Source organism: Chitinophaga sp. Cy-1792 (assembly GCF_011752935.1).
In the GTDB taxonomy this organism is placed as follows: domain Bacteria; phylum Bacteroidota; class Bacteroidia; order Chitinophagales; family Chitinophagaceae; genus Chitinophaga.
Window position 1 is genome coordinate 1,915,794 of sequence record NZ_VWWO01000001.1, and the last position, 17,099, is coordinate 1,932,892.

General features: G+C 42.6%; 16 protein-coding genes and 1 tRNA gene. 8 read left to right on the forward strand and 9 right to left on the reverse strand.

Going from position 1 to position 17,099, the window contains the following annotated elements; translation table 11 throughout:
• Positions 1 to 121: 121 nt before the first annotated feature.
• Positions 122 to 502: a DoxX family protein gene (locus F3J22_RS07840; RefSeq protein ID WP_167015932.1), complete on the forward strand. Its 381-nt coding sequence runs from the start codon at positions 122 to 124 to the stop codon at positions 500 to 502.
• Here the strand turns inward: F3J22_RS07840 and F3J22_RS07845 are convergent.
• Complete coding sequence (locus F3J22_RS07845) at positions 499 to 1,350, reverse strand: archaemetzincin (protein WP_167015934.1); 852 nt, start codon at positions 1,348 to 1,350, stop codon at positions 499 to 501. The genes F3J22_RS07840 and F3J22_RS07845 overlap by 4 nt on opposite strands.
• 314 nt (positions 1,351 to 1,664) lie before the next feature.
• Here F3J22_RS07845 and F3J22_RS07850 point away from each other — a divergent pair, with 314 nt between their 5' ends.
• The 3 genes from F3J22_RS07850 to F3J22_RS07860 all read left to right on the forward strand — a co-directional run bounded on the left by F3J22_RS07850 (position 1,665) and on the right by F3J22_RS07860 (position 5,202).
• The gene (locus tag F3J22_RS07850) at positions 1,665 to 2,735 is read left to right on the forward strand and encodes a DUF2911 domain-containing protein (RefSeq protein ID WP_240155021.1); all 1,071 of its coding nucleotides are present in this window, start codon (positions 1,665 to 1,667) and stop codon (positions 2,733 to 2,735) included.
• A gap of 100 nt (positions 2,736 to 2,835) precedes the next feature.
• A complete protein-coding gene (locus F3J22_RS07855) occupies positions 2,836 to 4,143 on the forward strand; it encodes a hypothetical protein (RefSeq protein ID WP_167015938.1) in 1,308 nt (435 codons plus the stop codon).
• 36 nt (positions 4,144 to 4,179) lie between these two features.
• Entirely contained in the window at positions 4,180 to 5,202 is a 1,023-nt protein-coding gene (locus F3J22_RS07860; RefSeq protein ID WP_167015940.1) for a retropepsin-like aspartic protease, read from the forward strand.
• A 66-nt stretch (positions 5,203 to 5,268) separates the two neighbouring features.
• Here the strand turns inward: F3J22_RS07860 and F3J22_RS07865 are convergent, their stop codons facing one another.
• Together F3J22_RS07865 and F3J22_RS07870 are read right to left on the reverse strand one after the other, a co-directional pair.
• Positions 5,269 to 6,255 (reverse strand): S9 family peptidase, encoded by a 987-nt coding sequence (locus tag F3J22_RS07865; protein WP_205195160.1) that lies wholly within the window; start codon positions 6,253 to 6,255, stop codon positions 5,269 to 5,271.
• Between the two features lie 62 nt (positions 6,256 to 6,317).
• On the reverse strand, positions 6,318 to 8,003 hold the full coding sequence (locus F3J22_RS07870) for a S41 family peptidase (protein ID WP_167015941.1): 1,686 nt from the start codon (positions 8,001 to 8,003) through the stop codon (positions 6,318 to 6,320).
• 156 nt (positions 8,004 to 8,159) lie between these two features.
• On the opposite strand from F3J22_RS07870, the gene F3J22_RS07875 reads away from it, so the two are divergent.
• Positions 8,160 to 9,233 (forward strand): sensor histidine kinase, encoded by a 1,074-nt coding sequence (locus F3J22_RS07875; RefSeq protein ID WP_167015942.1) that lies wholly within the window; start codon positions 8,160 to 8,162, stop codon positions 9,231 to 9,233.
• Positions 9,230 to 9,919 (forward strand): LytTR family DNA-binding domain-containing protein, encoded by a 690-nt coding sequence (locus F3J22_RS07880; RefSeq protein WP_167015943.1) that lies wholly within the window; start codon positions 9,230 to 9,232, stop codon positions 9,917 to 9,919. The genes F3J22_RS07875 and F3J22_RS07880 overlap by 4 nt, the downstream gene beginning before the upstream one ends.
• A gap of 155 nt (positions 9,920 to 10,074) precedes the next feature.
• Here the strand turns inward: F3J22_RS07880 and F3J22_RS07885 are convergent, their stop codons facing one another.
• Positions 10,075 to 10,932: a helix-turn-helix domain-containing protein gene (locus F3J22_RS07885; protein ID WP_167015944.1), complete on the reverse strand. Its 858-nt coding sequence runs from the start codon at positions 10,930 to 10,932 to the stop codon at positions 10,075 to 10,077.
• Between the two features lie 214 nt (positions 10,933 to 11,146).
• Between F3J22_RS07885 and F3J22_RS07890 the strand changes: the two genes are divergently transcribed.
• Both F3J22_RS07890 and F3J22_RS07895 read left to right on the forward strand, forming a co-directional pair.
• A complete protein-coding gene (locus F3J22_RS07890) occupies positions 11,147 to 12,193 on the forward strand; it encodes a sialidase family protein (protein WP_167015945.1) in 1,047 nt (348 codons plus the stop codon).
• A gap of 108 nt (positions 12,194 to 12,301) precedes the next feature.
• Positions 12,302 to 13,024, forward strand: a complete 723-nt coding sequence (locus F3J22_RS07895; RefSeq protein ID WP_167015946.1) for a hypothetical protein — start codon at positions 12,302 to 12,304, stop codon at positions 13,022 to 13,024.
• Positions 13,025 to 13,081: 57 nt separating this feature from the next.
• Here F3J22_RS07895 and F3J22_RS07900 read toward each other — a convergent pair.
• From F3J22_RS07900 to F3J22_RS07920, 5 genes are all read right to left on the reverse strand, one after another.
• Positions 13,082 to 13,155 (reverse strand) — tRNA-Asp (locus F3J22_RS07900).
• A gap of 240 nt (positions 13,156 to 13,395) precedes the next feature.
• The gene (locus F3J22_RS07905) at positions 13,396 to 14,313 is read right to left on the reverse strand and encodes a bestrophin family protein (RefSeq protein WP_167015947.1); all 918 of its coding nucleotides are present in this window, start codon (positions 14,311 to 14,313) and stop codon (positions 13,396 to 13,398) included.
• A 21-nt stretch (positions 14,314 to 14,334) separates the two neighbouring features.
• The gene (locus tag F3J22_RS07910; protein WP_167015948.1) at positions 14,335 to 14,820 is read right to left on the reverse strand and encodes a hypothetical protein; all 486 of its coding nucleotides are present in this window, start codon (positions 14,818 to 14,820) and stop codon (positions 14,335 to 14,337) included.
• Between the two features lie 108 nt (positions 14,821 to 14,928).
• Positions 14,929 to 16,287 (reverse strand): HAMP domain-containing sensor histidine kinase, encoded by a 1,359-nt coding sequence (locus F3J22_RS07915; protein ID WP_167015949.1) that lies wholly within the window; start codon positions 16,285 to 16,287, stop codon positions 14,929 to 14,931.
• Positions 16,271 to 16,987 (reverse strand): response regulator transcription factor, encoded by a 717-nt coding sequence (locus F3J22_RS07920; protein WP_167015950.1) that lies wholly within the window; start codon positions 16,985 to 16,987, stop codon positions 16,271 to 16,273. Before F3J22_RS07920 ends, F3J22_RS07915 begins: the two co-directional genes overlap by 17 nt.
• Positions 16,988 to 17,099 lie beyond the last annotated feature (112 nt).

The following is a 17,099-nucleotide window of genomic DNA, read 5'->3' on the forward strand; positions in this document are numbered from 1 at the left end:
GTGTTGCAAATAATTAATTTGAAATGGATATTAAAAAATGTCCATGCTTATGTGATTTTAGTCCATCGAAGGGATAACATTCGGTCCCTAATTTTGTATCCTATTTAGAAAACTTAACATCATGCAAAACACAAACAAACTGGCATTTTTGATTCTTCGCATAGGTATTGGATTACTATTCCTGACATTTGGTATCATGAAAATAATGGGTGGACCCGCTATGTGGGCATTTCTGGGTGGTACCTTGAAAATAGTTGGTATTAATTTCTGGCCGGAGGCCTTTGGATTGGCGGCTACATTGGCAGAACTGATTGGCGGGCTTGCACTGATCAGCGGATTTTTTGTAAGGCCTCTGTCTATCGCGTTACTGCTGACAATGATTGTTGCTACGCTGTTCAAAATATCTGCCGGGGCACCTTTCGCTGAAACATCCTATCCATTGACGATGGTGCTGGTAACCTTGTTTTTTGCGCTGAACAAAGGTAAGTACACTAATAATTAATGCTGCAGGGCGGCATCTTTTTTTAAGAGCGCTTCATCGCCTTCCAGCTGATAGTGGTGAAAGAATTTCAGCAGCTGTTGCTGACGCTGTTCATTGTTGTAGGAAACAGCTAAAGAAAGTTTCTGCTGGCATACAGCACAGAGGCGGGCAGGTGTACGGTCCGTTTCTTCCAGGCCATTAGTGCCATTCATGGTGCATTTCGCATGAGTACAATGATGCATGGAAAACATGTGGCCAATTTCATGTGTGCTGATGATCAGTAATCTGCGTAGCGCCGTTTTAAAGTTGGTACTATCCAGGTGAGATTCCTGTAATCTGTAAATCGAGGAAACGCCCACCTGGTCATTATAGGAAGCGAGCCCAAAGACGTAATTCCAGCTGCTTTGAGGATAGAGGTCTTTTGCACTGATAGCCAGCAGTACGATAGCGTCTTTGGGCTTTTTACTTTTTACAATGCTGTCGAGCAGATAGCTGGCCAGCAATTGAATGTGATTATCATCTCCAAATGTTCGCATTGCTGTTTGTGGTACATTATCGTCGATACCTGGAAGCACGATGGTTTTCAACTGAAAAAACAGTGCGTTATACTCACAGGTAGCGGCGATCATTTCTTTTTGTAATACCCCGAAATCTCCAACAGGTAAAAGGTAAATTACGGACCTTTCTGCAGATGCTTTTACCGGATGTATAGCCTGATATTCCTTCCATGTCTGTCCTTTTTCTTTATGTATATATAGCCAGTCTCCGTGTTGTGGTACCGGCAGCGGAATATCGTTTTTAGCGATCCTGTCGAAATAGGTGTTTCGTTTGTTGCAGCTACAAAAACAAATAGCTAAAGCAATTATCAACAGGCAATATATTTTGGAGATCATTACGGTATAGGTTATAGCAACTATTTTATCAATTTAATAAAAAAAGATAAATGGGAAGATGTTTTGTTTTATAAGAACATGCTATCCTGCCGCAGTATCTATTTTGATGAGTGGTCGAAAAACCCTAATGTGTGACGCTGGGCTATGCCTGAATAATGCTACCTTTTCAAGGAATTTGTTGTATCGATGGCTACCACTTACCCCCGCATGGTGAAAGCCCGTAGCTATTTTATTCCCCACCCAAAAAACACTAAATGAAAAAGACAATCCTTGCTTGTACAATTCTATTAATGACTATTGTTGCTCAGGCACAATTCACCAACCTGCCTAGTGGCGATAATAAACGTGCTACGGTGAGTGAAGGTGTAGGTATTACACAGGTATCTATTAATTACAGTCGCCCGGGTGTAAGAGGAAGAGAAGGGCATATCTGGGGCGGAGTGGTACATAAAGGTTTTGCCAACCTGGGCTTTGGGCCTTCCAAGGCTGCGCCATGGCGCGCGGGTGCAAATGAAAATACGACCATCACTTTTTCCACAGATGTAAAAATTGATGGTCAGCCATTGGCAGCAGGCACTTATGGATTCTTTGTTGCCTATGATCCCAATGAAAGTATGTTGATTTTTAGCAAAAACTCCAGTTCCTGGGGTAGCTTTTACTATGATCCTAAAGAGGATGCATTACGCGTAAAGGTGAAGCCGGTAACACTGGATAAAAGCCAGGAATGGCTCAGATATGAGTTTGCAGATGAAACACCTTCCAGCGCTACCGTGATGCTGGAGTGGGAAAAGCTGGCGATTCCCTTTAAGATTGATGTGGACCTGGTAGCAACACAGATTGCCTCTTTCCGTAAGGAACTTCGCGGTACCAGTGGCTTCATCTGGCAAACATGGCATACCGCAGCCAGCTTCTGTGAGCAAAACAATACTAACCTGGAAGAGGCGCTCTTATGGTCAGATTCCGCTACCAGTCTTGGAACCGGAGGCGCTCAGAGCTTCCAGGCATGGAGTACGAAAGCGGGTATCCTGGATAGTCTGGGCCGTAACCAGGAAGCGATGGCTGCGATGAAAAAGGCCTTGCCCTATGGTAATGTCAATGAGCTGTATTTCTATGCCAGAACCCTTGCTCATCTGAGAAAAGGGAAAGAAGCATTCGAGATCTTCAAAATGGATTACGATAAACATCCGGATGAATTCATTACCAATGCTGGTATGGCACGTGGATATTCTGCCCTGGGAGATTTTAAAAAAGCCCTGGGCTACGCACAGAAAGCCCTGGCGCAGGCGCCTGATCCTGTTAACAAAGACCGCCTTGAAAAAATGGTGAAAACATTGCAGGATGGCAAGGATATAAATTCCTGAAGCTATTCGGTATTTTCCAGTTCTCAAGTAAAAGCTCACTTCTAAAAAGTGAGCTTTTTTGCGTTACTTGCATTTCCAGATTCTGGTTTACACTGTACATATGAAAATTACACTATTACTTTCCATCAGTATATTGACAATCCTTTTAGCGCCTGCAATTGGAATGACGGTTGCCGCACAATCTGCCGGCACTGTGCTGCCAATAAAAAAAATACCCAATGATACGCTCCTGGAAGCTTACAAGCAATCTATCAGCGACGTGTCACATGGAAAGTATCTGGACGCTTCTTTTGGTCTGCTCAAAAGGTTGGGGGTAGAAAGTATTGATCAGATAGATGATGCCGATGTTGTGGACCAATGGGCACAGGTGATGTCTGCGATAACAGGGATTCCTTCATTCAACAAGGCTAAAGGGGCTGACTTTCACGTACCGGAAGAGCAGGTCTCAGATTTGCGGATGGCCAAAGCAATCCCGGCTATCGATGAAATAGTCAGGCGTGCGCGTGATACACGTATTGTTATTCTTAATGAAAATCATCTGGACCCACGTGGTCGTGCCTTCGGCCTGGAGGTTGCGAAAGCCCTGAAACCGTTGGGATATACAGTGCTGGCTGTTGAAGCGCTAAGACCATATGCTGATGACCAGGAAGCGCGGCTTAAAATGGAGCAACTTTCGAAGGATGGCATAGTTAGAGGGGCGGGTGATTTTTATAGTGGATACTATTTTGATGATCCTGTATTTGCTGATTTTATCAGGCAATCGCTGGCGATGGGATACCGTCCGGTGTCGTATGAAACAGCAGGTAGGGGATACACTGATCAGGAAAGGGAACAGGCACAGGCAGAGAATCTTATCCGTCGCGGGGTACAGCCGTTCCCTGATAGTAAAATACTCGTTTATGTGGGCGAACGTCATGCCGCTGAGCATCCTTTGCTGAATGAAGAAAAGCCATACCTTAAAATGGCCGCCATTCTTAAAGATAAAACAGGCATTGATCCACTGACGATCGATCAGGCCGGATTATCCCCGGTGCCTATGAACCGACCGGATGTTGATCTCTATAGCATCGCGGTATCAAAAACTTCGGGGCAATCTGTTGTATTATTGAAGGACGGAAAACCTTTAACCGCGGGTCTCTTAGCTGGAGCAACAGATTTACAGGTAGTTCATCCTCCTGTTAAACTAATCAACGGACGGCCTGACTGGTTGTTGAAAATGAACCGTTCTCCTGTTAAGGTTCCACGTAATCTCCTGCCGCAATCAGGTATCCGCCTTGTGCAAGTGTTCGTGGATAATTCGGCTACAGATGCCCGGCCAATAGATCAGGTACTGATCACAACTGGTAAAAAGCCCGCAGTCTTGATGTTGCCGGATGTTAAAGTACGTTATGCCGTACAAAATTTTTAAGACCAATCATCTATATTCAATCTGTCAAAGCTTTTTATGCGATTTCTTGTATTTATATTACTGTTTATTTCCATTGACGTATCAGCCCAGTTTGCCAAACCTGGGGAGGAATATATCCGTTCCAAAGAGGGACGTAATGTATGGGAGAAAAATACGATCATCTGGCACTGCATAAAAGCCTTGAAAGCAGATGCCAATAACCAGGAAGCTGTAAAGGTCTGCACCTGCCAGGCGGAGCAACTTGACAGGTATTTTCCTATGGCGAAAATAAAGAAATATGAACGTTTGTATCCTCATTTATCTTTAACGAAACTTTTAGAAGAAGATGTAGCATTACAGCAACGTATCGAGGACTGCTACAGTACCATTTCGCAAAACAATCTTTTTTTCTCACCGCTTCAAATGACGACCTACCGGGATTCTATGGCAGCGTATATCCGGGAGAATACAAAGGAAAAACTGGATGAAAGCAGAATAAATAGCTATTGCGATTGTGCGGTATCTATTATGGCGAAACGGAAAATTAATGCAGAAAGTGTTAAGGATATAAATGATCCTAATTCTATGTTGTTTAATGAAATTGCCTATAGTTGCGGCGGATATCCCTATAAAAAAATATCTCCTACCCATGCCTGGAAAGTAGCAGATAGTCTGGATGTAAACGGTAGCAAAAGGATCGACTCTGTTGATGTAATCACTGTTGGCGGTATGACGAAACTGAAAGTGAAAATAGGCCCGGTGGTAAACGTATGGATGCTGGATTGCGGAGCTACTGATATGCTGGTGTCGGACACCATGATGAATAAATTGCTTCAACTGAAACTGGTATCTAAAGATGATTTCCTGGGACAGCAAACCTATACCCTGGCCAATGGAAGGATACTGCTTTGTGATGTATATAAAATCAATCATGTCCAGGTAGGGAAGTTTACTGTTGATAACCTGGTTATTGGTGCATCCAAAGAAGCTGATAGCTTTCTGCTGGGAAAGACTTTCCTTAATAAATTTCGGCGTTGGTCCATTGATAATCAGCGGGAGCAACTAATTCTGGAGAAATAATTTATGTAGCTCATATGGTCTCTGCATCTTCAGATTTTGCAGAGACCATATTTTTTTATTTATGTGCTATTTCATTTGCACCTTCCCAAACAATTCCTCATTAAATTCAAAATTCACATTGGCACTTGTATCGGCAAGTATTTTTTTTGCCAGAATAGCGCTGGCTGGGTATAATGAGCTGAAATGATCTTTGTTTTTTATCTCGAATAAATGAACGAGTGGCAGTTCATATTTTTTTACATATTTATTTATTCTACGTAGTTCCTCAATATTACTCCTTTCAGGATCATTCCCTTCCAGGATATAAGTTGGCGTGGCTATGTCAATTAACCAGCATATGGGTGAGCGCATCAGCGATTCATCTTCATTGTTGAAATCATAGGTAAGCGCATCCGGGCCATAGCTCACCACATAGGAAACCGGTGCAAAGCTAAAGACAGCCCTGAACTTATTGGTGACTTCTGCGACAAGCAGCACTTTGGTACCACCGGTACTGTGTCCGCCAAGGTAGATACGATTAGAATCAATTCCTTTTTGTTTGGCAAGGAAATCTCTCGCAGCAATAATATCATCTATTTCACCTAAAAAAGATTCGTCGTGACCGGGGTTCATTTGCCCACCACGTTGTGAAGGATACATGGTTATCAGGCCACTTTTTCTGAAAACAGATGCTGTCTGGTCATTTTCTGTATCTGCTGGTTCCCATACCGGGTCCAGACCATTGCCAAAGCCACCGGTAATCCAGATGATGGCAGGGTGCAGTTTCCCGTCATCTGGTATTTTACTCAGGTATGCATCCATATTACCTATTTCTGTTGGAAAAGACACGAGAGAAAGGATGTTGGGAGGAGGAGCTATGGTATGGGTTCCCATACGTTGAAGCTTAATCAACCTGGTTTTGAAACCCTTCCGCGCTGTGCGGAATGAAAGGTCCACCGGCGAGGCAGCTGTTAAGTCAGTGTTTGTTGCTTTGTTATTGGAAGGAGGCGTGCCACAGTGCATAGTGCTAAGTATAGCCAATGCCAGCAATGCATTCGTAAGAAGAGGTTTCATTAGTATAGGATTTACTTGATATTTCAAAACCTGGAAAGATAAGAAAAGCCTGCATGTAGAAGCTATTTATTTGCAAATTCAATTGCTTTAGCGAGTACAGGATCACGATTTCCGATGGCATCTGCTACCGTATACTTTACCGCTATGTCAATTGGGATGCCTGTTCGCTGGGTCTCACGGCCATCAGGAAAATAGATCCCTAAACCTGAAAAAGCTATCTTGTACCCACCAGGAAGAACCGTTCGGGTCACATTACCATCTGCTCCTGCTGTTTGGTTTCCTATTACCGTTACGTTTCGGGATGTGAGCAAAGTCATACAGGCCCATTCTGCTGCGCTTTGGGTACGGCTGTCTACCAGCAATATGATTTTTCCGCTGTAAGGATTTGGGTTGTGTCTTCCAACCAGTGAAAATGGCGTACCCTCATTCGATACCATGTAGTTGAATCTGCCCGGTAAACTGAAATCAGGATAGGTGTTTCTGGCATATATTGCTGGCTGGCAGAGCAGGTAACCAGGAACCTGGTATGTTCCTGTTCCGTTTTCCGGATAGTTGCGCATATCAAAGATGATCGCTTTGGTATTCAAAACAGCATTCATGACACTATCCAGGTTTTGGCGGTTGAGATTACTAAAATACACATAACCGATATTTCCTTCCAGTACCTTAGCCGTTATCTTGCTGTTCATCTGGAAAAAATCAGCATAGTCTTTTAAAAAATCCCTTTCTATTTGTTGCAGTACTAAGTTGATCTTCTTTCCTTCTTTGTTGATGCCGCTATATAGTGCCTGCGCTGAATGGGTGTTAAGTATAAAGGCATGCATGGATTTGAGCTTGCCGCCGGCATTCGATCCGGGTACATAGTCCCAATATGTTTTGATCAGGCGGGAGATGGGAATACCGTTAACAGCTACCAGTGTTGTGCCTGCCTGGAACCTGGTATCCTTTACCAGTGTACTGTCGATAATTTTTGTTACGACAGCTTTCCCTTCGATCAGACGGAAATTAAAAGGAGGCATGTATTTACCTGCAATTGGTTTGTATACTTCTGGCCATAATCCTCCATGTGAGTCGTTTATAGCGGCCGCCATTTGCGCGATCGTCCGATAATAGGAAAGTGTATCACTGGCTTTTACCATCATGGGAATCATTTCCTGCAGTACTTTATCCCATGGCTTGCCTATCGCATATTTGTAAGGATAGTAGTAGTTGATCACATTCCAGAATCTGAAAAGCCCCAGCAAGCGGTAGTTGACATCGGGAAGCAACATGTCTTTATATGGTTGCTCATTAGGGGTAGCAACAGTGCTGTCCATATCATCACCCGGATGTGCATAGTAGTTTTTTCCCCTGTGAGGATGAGTGGCTATATAATGGAGCTTTTCTTTCTGCGTACCACTCAGATATTTCGCACGTCTGATCCAGGAAATATCATAGTTGCGGTATCTTACTGAACGATCAGTTTCGGGCGAATAATACGCAGCCGTATCATTGCCAGCCGCTGCTAACATACCATCAATTGCTTCATGGAAGCGATTAATATCCCTGGCGGATAAAATATTATCTATGCTGACGATCAATAAGCTGTCCCAATTATGTTTGCCACTGGCAATCTCAGGATGATAGTATTTTAATGATCCCCATGTCCTGCATAGCTCACTAAGCTGAAGATATTGTGTTTTAGATTGTCCAAAAGCAGTTGCCGCTGACAGGAACAAAATCAGCATGATGACATAATTTCTTTTCATACCCCAATATTAATCCAGCTATATTCCAATGATATTTTTTTTCGATGAACACTGATTCCTGCTTGCCGGACAGATATCTCATTCACTTCGACCAGTGAAACAGCAGGTTCGGCTAAAAATTTTCCTGAACTTATAAATGATGTTTAATTTAGAGGAATGCGTTTTCGACCTATTGTACTTAGCTATAGACAGAAAGGCCTGCTGGCTGAGTTGGTGTATTTATTTGTGACAGGAGTATTAAGTCCGCTGGCAGTAGGTCTTCAGATATTCAGTCAGTTTTCATTCACCTGGAGCCTTGTCTTGCTCAATATTTTTCAGTTACCCCTGATCATTTTATTCTATCGTATATTTTTACCCTACACTATAGGGAAAGGGAAATACTTATTGGCAGTAGTTTTATTTCCGGTATATATACTGTTGTATGAATTGGGTTCCAGGTTGAGTAGTCTTTTGATGATTCACTTTCCATTCATACCGGAAGTATATCGCAATAATCTTTTAAGCGCACATCCTGAAGATCTGTCTAAAGGATACTTTAACCAATCCCTGGGTTACACCTGTTTAGTATTGCTGGGGGCCACTTCGTTATATGTAGTGAAGTTATTGTTTAAAAAACAGCACAACCTGAGCGTAGTGGAGACAGAAAAGTTAAAACTGGAGTTAAACCAATTAAAAATCCAGATACAACCACACTTTTTTTTCAATACTTTAAATAACATCTATTCTTTAAGTGTGCAGCAATCGCCAGGTGCGCCTAAGATGATTGAAGGTTTGTCTTCGATAATGAGGTATGTGATTTACGAGTGCCGGCATGAAACTGTTAAATTAGAACAGGAGGTGGATTTTATCAGGAATTACATCTACCTGGAAAATCTACGGCATACCGCTATGGACCTGATTGATTTTAGTATCCAGGGAGAGATAAATAATATCAATATTGAACCTTTGCTGTTTATGCCGTTAATTGAGAATACCTTTAAACATGCCCTGGGTCAGCATATGCAGGATAAATGGGTGAAAATGGTGTTGTCAGTTGATGAAAATGAGCTTATTTTCCAAATCTCTAATGCAAAAAACTTATCCGCAAAGATGACAGCAGACAAATATGGCGGGATAGGTTTGGTAAATGTGAGAAAACGTTTAGAATTGCTTTATCCGGACAACCATGAACTGATTATTCATGATGAGCCGGGAATCTTTACAGTAACCTTAGTAATTAACATTTCATGATCAACTGTATCGTAGTCGATGACGAACCTCTGGCGAGGCAGCTGATTGTTTCCTATATCGATCAAATAGCGGATCTGCATTGCCTGGGCTGTTATAATACCGCCATGGAGGCTTTTACTGTAATGCAAAGCCAGCCGGTAGAATTGATGTTTCTGGATATCGACATGCCTGGCATTAATGGGATGAATTTTGTCAAATCAATCAGGAATGCGCCTAAAGTGATATTCATTACTGCTCACGCTGAATTTGCCGTAGATGCTTTTGAGCTGGAGGCGGTAGACTATCTTGTAAAACCCGTTTCCTTTGATCGTTTCCTGAAATCGGTTCAGAAAATTGTGCAGCCAGGCAGGGTAGACCATGAGGAAAGGGATGCCTTGCAAACCACGAGCATCTTCCTTAAAGTAGACAAACGTTTGGTAAAAGTGGACTTTTCAGAAATCCGCTACATAGAAGCTTTGGGGGATTACCTGAAAGTGCATACAACTGGTGGTACGCTTGTGAGTTATATAACCATCGGGAAGATTGAATCGTTGCTTCCTGCATCAAAATTCATAAGAATACATCGGTCAACTATCATAAATGCCAGTTTTATCCAATACCTGGAAGGGAATTTCATGGTAGTGGATGGGATAAAGCTTTCTGTTGGACTTACGTATAAAGATGCGTTGGTGAGAAGACTGTCTTAAAAAGAAAAAACACCTTTTTGCTTAAATGCTTTTGTAGACGGTGTTGAATAGCAAAATAAGATGTACCCAGAGAATTTGCGGACACTGTCCGTGAAATCTCATTTAATTAATTTTCAGCCAGTTGTGACTTTTGATTGCCTGATTTAAATGGGTCTTTACTCAATAGTTAACTTATAACCCCTGCCAGGTACCGTAATAAACTTAATGGTGTTATCGTCGCTTAATATCTTACGTAATTTAGATATTAATACATCCACATTTCTACTAATAACTACGATGCCGTTATTTTCCCAGATCTCTTTCATCAGTTTATCCCTTTCTACGATCTGATTTATATTCTCAGCAAATATTTTAAGTGCTTTTGTTTCTTTTTCTGAAAGCGTAATAGTTTTATTCTCAATTTCCAGCATATTTTTATCTGAATAAAATCTAAAGCGTCCCAATTGTATATAATTATCATTATCTATGATGGGTTCCTGCGCTTTTTTATTCCGAAACTTATCTTTCATGAAATATGCAATACCCCCCAAAGGAATAATCAATAGCAATAGCCAAAGGGGATTTAAGGAGCGCGCCTTTAACAATTCAATTTCAATAATATAGCAATCCACCTCCAGCTTGCGACCCCGGCAAGGTGTCAGGTCGCCTTTTTGGTGATTTATTTCGAAAGCAAACACGGTTTCATTTTGCTTACAGTTCCTCAGGTTCACGATATAGTGGGTTGCCGGCGCACTTTTCTGAAATTCCCGTTGCACCAGGTTGATAAGGGTATCTGAAACAAAACTGAAGTCATTTTGAAAGGAAATCTGGTACGTGTTTCCGTTTATTTTCTTAACCGGCAGCACCCGGGAGGTAGAATCTTTGGCGGAAAGCAAAAGCTGGTGCCCTATATCACGTAATACAACTTCTAAATGGTGATCAGGGGTTTCCTTTTCTTTCTTGTTAACCGCAACAGCACCAATTAAAATTATAATTATCAAGGCAAAAGAACCCAACAAAATATATGACTTCATATACGCAAAATAACTATTAACCCCCAGTTTACGTGGTTTTACAAACGTTTTACACCGCTTTTTACATCTTTTTACCACTAAAAACCTTCAGGGAAATTGGGGCCAAATACCTTTACTGCATTGTTGTACCAAATTAATTACCGTCATGAATTTCAATCACTTTTCATTTTTGCTCCTTGTCCCATTTCTGTGCTGCTGTAACCGGCCGGTAGGAATGCAGCAGGCTTCTTTACTCACGGATAGTCTCCACACCCGACATACCGATAGCACCGGAACAGCAAACATCGTTTTTAGGTCTGCTGATGGCGGACAAACCTGGCAGGACATTAGTAACGGGCTGCCCGAACATGTGAAGGATGGCTACGACCTTAACAGAAATGTTGTTTACGCAGATGATAATGGGCTCTATCTAACCGATGGAAATTGGATATACCACAGCAGCAAGAATTCCGCAGCTCCTTTCTGGACCAAGGATATATTCCCTGACAAACATAGCAGCATTGCTCCTGGTAAGATGGGGATATTTGCATATAGTTACTATAGTCCCATTTTACAAAAGCTTAACGGAACAAATGCCTGGTTGCCGATATTCACGGATTTACAGGAGAAAAAAGTACGCACTGTTACAGAAACTGCAGGAGGCACCCTATTCGTTGGCACCGACGAAGGCCTTTTTAGATCCGCCAACAATGGAAAAACATGGGAAAATGTCCATGCATGGGGCCTGTTAGGCAAAGTGGCAGAGTCGGACGGTGTTATGGTGGCCACCTCCAATAGAGGAATAATCAGATCTACTGATAAAGGTGAAAACTGGGAATTGGTGATCAGTGAGGGCGGCGTGGGCATTGATGTGGAAAGTATCAAAGGTGGGTTCGCTGCTATCAATTACAGTGCAGCGGCCAGGACGAGAAGAGTGCGAACATCCTACGATGGCGGGAAAACCTGGCAGCCCATTGATGCTGGCCTGCAGCCGCAAACTATTATTGACGCACCCTCACAGTTCATAAATGCCAGATATCCGGCACAAGGCAACGACTCAGTCTGGCATCAAAAAGAGACCACCCCTGTTGAGCAGGAATACAAAACGTCCATTATTCAGGTGGGGGAAGATTTCTTTTGTGGTCATACTAATGGCATTTACAGGACCTCCGATAAGGGAAAAACATGGAAGCTGGTGCTGCCTGCTGTAAAAGGGAAGATGTTTATATTATCTGTTTCCGGTAACGTGATTTATGCGGTACAGACGGAGAACCATTGTTAACCCTGCTCAAATAAAGCGCAAAAAGCATTTCTGAGAAGAGATGCTTTTTTGCGAACCACAGCTGGCAAATATGGAATAATTCCAGTATAGCATCATTATACAAAGACTATGAGACCCAAAATCATGTTTTTATTTATCATGTTGCTTTCCGCTTGCTTCCACAAGCCTGTACCTGTCAGTTTCTCTCATATAGGTGGATTTATACTGGAAGATACTTCCCGTAGTGCTAATGCGTATTTGCAATCTTTTGAGGATGATGGTTTTCCTATCTATTACCTTGGGCCTTCGAAAGATACGATCAATATTGGAACGCGTTACTGGCAGCGTGAAGAATGCAGATTCAAAGAATATCCGGCATATTGGATTTTAAGATATTCAACATGTAACATATCTGTACAGGTTGATACTTCATATCCTGCATGTGATGCATTGGAATATCTCAACAAAGACAGGTCTATTGACCATTATTGTGACTCAAACCGCTACTATCATGCTTCAATAGTCATTATACGTAATCTGTGCGATACAGCGGTGTCATTGGGGATAACCTATAATGTGAGCCAAATGCACAGAGAGATGATGAATAGCCGTGGACAATGGGTAAAGGTGAATAAGAAATTATGCGAGCAGGGCATCTGTGGCACAGGACAGCCTAATATCTATTTAATGCCGGGGGAGTTGATTATCTCTAAGGTTGATCATTTTAATGGAAGTCATGCTATACCTTGCCGACTGGCCCTGGGGCGTAGCAATACTATTACCCAGATATACTCTAATACTTTTAATGAGTATGTAAATGATAGTTTATTGCACGTTATTGATGATCTATAATATAATCAGAATAATCCCTAAACGAAAAAAGCACCTCTTTGCAGAGATGCTTTCTTGCGGACCGGACGGGACTCGAACCCGCGACCTCCGCCGTGACAGGGCGGCATTCTAACCAACTGAACTACCGATCCTTCCCGTTGGGGTTGCAAATATAGAACAAAAAGTTTCAAACTTCCAAAAGGTATTATTGAAATCCGCTAAAAATAAATTAAATACAGTTTAGGAATAGATGAAATGAATAGCTTGTAATCACCGATGGTGCTGTGTTTGGCAGAAATTAATCATCTCAGAAAAAGCAAAATAAAAAACCCCGGTAAAAACCGGGGTTGCCTTTTAACGCTATAATTTGTTGCCTTGCACAAATTGTCTGGCTATAATACATAGTACTTTGGATGGTCTAAAACTTCTTCCTGTTGCGGGTCATGCTGTTCGTGCAACATCTGACGAAGGTCACGCTCAATAGTCCGCGCAATCGTTGTTACCGGCGTATCCGTAGGCTTGTTCTCAAACGGATCCTGTAAGCTGATACCCATACGCTCAATCAGCAGGAATGAGGCAGAAATGGCTACTACCAATGGTATTTCCATAAAGCCTAAGGAATCTATAAGGGCAAACGGTAACAACACTATAAAGAATAACAGCGTAAAGTGTGTATACAAACTATACGTTGCAGGAAAAATGGTATTCTTGATACGCTCACATTTACCCATAGAATCACATAACTTACTCAGCGTCTGATCGAGGCTCACCTGCTGGTAATTGTTGATCCAGCCGTTTTCCAGTGCCAGCTTGATATCGCGGCCATGTAAAAGCAACAGTGCAGCAGGTACGTTATCATACTTCATCACATAGTTTAATTCTCTTCTGCTCAGTAAACGCTCCAGCCCCTTCAACGGATCTGTTTTGCGTAATGACTGACCAAGACTATAACACCATGCTGCCTGTCGCTTTATAAAACGTTCTCTGAAACTCTCTAATTCTTCTGATGGATAATCCGATGCTGTCAACGTTAAAATCTGTCTGGACAGAGAACGGGAATCATTTACAATTGCTCCCCATATGGTACGCGCTTCCCACCAGCGATCGTATCCTTGATTCGATCTGAATGCCAGCAACAGCGACAATACCGTACCTAATACCATTGGCACCGCAATGGGAATACTAATATTTTTATATCCATACTGATAGTATAATATGTTTACAAGCATACTGTAAACGGCTACCATCAGAATCTCATACTTTATCTTTCCAAATACATACCCAAAGGGAATATTTTTCTTCAGCAGCATAAATACTGTTTTAAATTTTTTTTATTCAGATGCCAGCAGCAATGATGAAATTGTTGCTTTTACCAGTATCTTCCTGTTTCCTGGCAACGGCGCCGTGATCTTCGGTAACTTAGATCTGTTAATTATTTTCTCGGGGTTGTAACTCCGCTTCCCTGGCGCTTTGTATTCCAGGTCCATCGGCTGAAGTATCACATCGATGTCGTTGGCAATACAAAAATTCTTAAATGCGATGTTGGTATCGCCATGGAAGAACTCCACCTTCAACTGTTTTATCGCAGAGGCATATTTATTACGGATAATCTCACAGCCATCTTTGAAGTCGGCGCTGATTAATTCTATATGTCTGCTGTTTCGTGTAAACGTTACGAGGTCAAAAATGGAGTCCGGCATACGCAACGCGTGCATAAAAATTACGTTGACCATTTCACCGGGATACTGCGATACTACATTGTGTACATAACCAAGAGAACGAATCGAAAAGTCAGTAGGAATAAGTACATTTTTCATAGCTGTTGCATTTATGATACAAAACTATGCGCACAAGATTAGAAGCCGGTAAGAGGCCGGTTAAAAGGTTGTAAGAATGTGGTAAGAAAACGGTAAGAAAAACGAACGCTACAGTGGAAGTTCAATCCTGATCTCGGTTCCGGCGTTTACCTGGCTGTTAACAATAATATCTCCTTTATGCATCCGGATGATATTCATCGCCAGCGGCAACCCAATGCCATACCCCTTATAGTGGCCCGTATTGGAGGCCCTGAAAAAGGGAGAGAAAATATAAGGCAGGTCCTGCTGTGGGATGCCTATCCCCTGGTCTTTTACAATGATGATGACCTTCTTGTCTGTGGCTGCCAGGGCTATAGATACAGGTTTGTTGTTGGAATATTTGCAGGCATTCATGACTATATTGCTCAAAGCTAGCTCCAGCAACTGTTCATTGCCTCGTACCGTCAGCTTTTCTTCCTCTTCAGGGAAAAGACTGTAATCTATATCTACCTGACTACCAGGGATAATTTTATCAACAGTATTCTTAACATTAAACAATAATTCATCGGTTCGAACCATTCCCCAGTCGGGGCGTGTATTGGCAAAGCCGGTTTGGGCCAGGTGCAGTAAGCTTTTGGTGATATGTTCGAGTCTTCCTGCTTCTGCCAGGATATTTTTGATGGCATGGATGTAGCTTTCCTGGCTACGGTCCTTGTTCAGCGCCAGTTCGGCCTCTCCGATGATGGCGGTGAGTGGGGTACTCAGCTCATGGGAGGCGTTGCTCACAAAGTTATTCTGTGTTTCAAAAGCGGTTTCCAGCCTGTCCAGCATATTATTGAAGGTATCTGCCAGCTCATTGATTTCGTCACCGCTGTTGTCTACTTTGAGCCGCAGGTGCAGGTTTCGGCTGCTGATACTTTTTACCTGCGTCATAATATGACGGATAGGTTGTAATATATACCGGGAAAATATAGCGCCAACGCCTATTAATATGATAGCGGATATACTGAAACATATCAGCAATATCTTCCGCAGCCAGGCCATATACTCGGTGCTGTACTGGTTGATGGCGGATACGATCACCACATACAGGCCCTGTTTGGATTTGTACAGCACCCCTTCATAGAAGCGGTTGCCTTCGCGATAGGTAGCGCGGTGTTGAATTACGACTTTATTATAAAAAGATGGAGGAAGGGAAAGCGTGGAATCCTGTGCCACATGGCCCATGCTGTCTACCTTTAAAAAATACTCTTTTTCTGCGGGCAATTTTTCCAGGTGTTCATCCCTGATTTCATTGTAGATAACGGCATCTGATTCGTAGTACGGCAGGGCAGCCTTTGCAGCAAGATAGGCGCGGATTTCCAGCCTTTTATAGAAGTCCTCAAATGAATGCTGATTGGCAAAATAATAGATCAGTCCGCCCATGATCATGATGGTGGACAGTGTCAGGCCTGCAAAAACGATCAGTATTTTATGGCGTATCTTCATCTGTATTTCCTTCCTTCAGCATGTAACCCAGTCCTGTTACGGTTTGTATCAGTTCCGGCTGATTATTTTTATTTATTTTTTTCCGGAGATAATTAACATATACATCCACCACTTTGGTGTTCATATTAAAGTCGATGCCCCATACCTGCTCTAGGATTTCCATGCGGGACAATACTTTCCGGGGATTCTTCAGCAGAAACTCGAGCAGCCGGTATTCTGTGGCGGTCAGCTGAATGTTGTTGCCTCCACGGCGGGCTGTTTTGGTGTCGGTGTCCAGCTCCAGGTTGGCTAACTGCAATATGTTACTGTTTGTCACCGGCAGGGGGGCTGCTATGCCACTTTTCCTGCGCAACAGGCTACGGATGCGGGCTTCCAGTTCCGCCAGCTTAAAAGGCTTTACCAGGTAATCATCTGCCCCGCTATCTAGTCCCATGACTATATTTTCTGTGGTGCCCAGGGCTGTCAGCATCAGGATGGGGGTAGCCGTGCCTTCCTTACGAATGGCTTTACATACCTCAATGCCGTTGAGACCGGGCAACATTACGTCCAGTATGATCAATGTGAAAACAGGATTGTCCAGGGCCATTTTTAAGCCACTGGTGCCATCAGGCGCCACACTGACTTCATAGCCTGCTTCTGTCAGTCCCCGCGTAATCACGGATACTACAGCCGGTTCGTCCTCTATTAATAATATCTTCATGCTAAACAAATATAGTATATAAACCTACAAGGTAGATAGAGAATAATTGTTATATCTCAGGAGTCCAAACTGGTAAGCTAACGTCTATAGCTATACGAATTTTCTCTTTTTC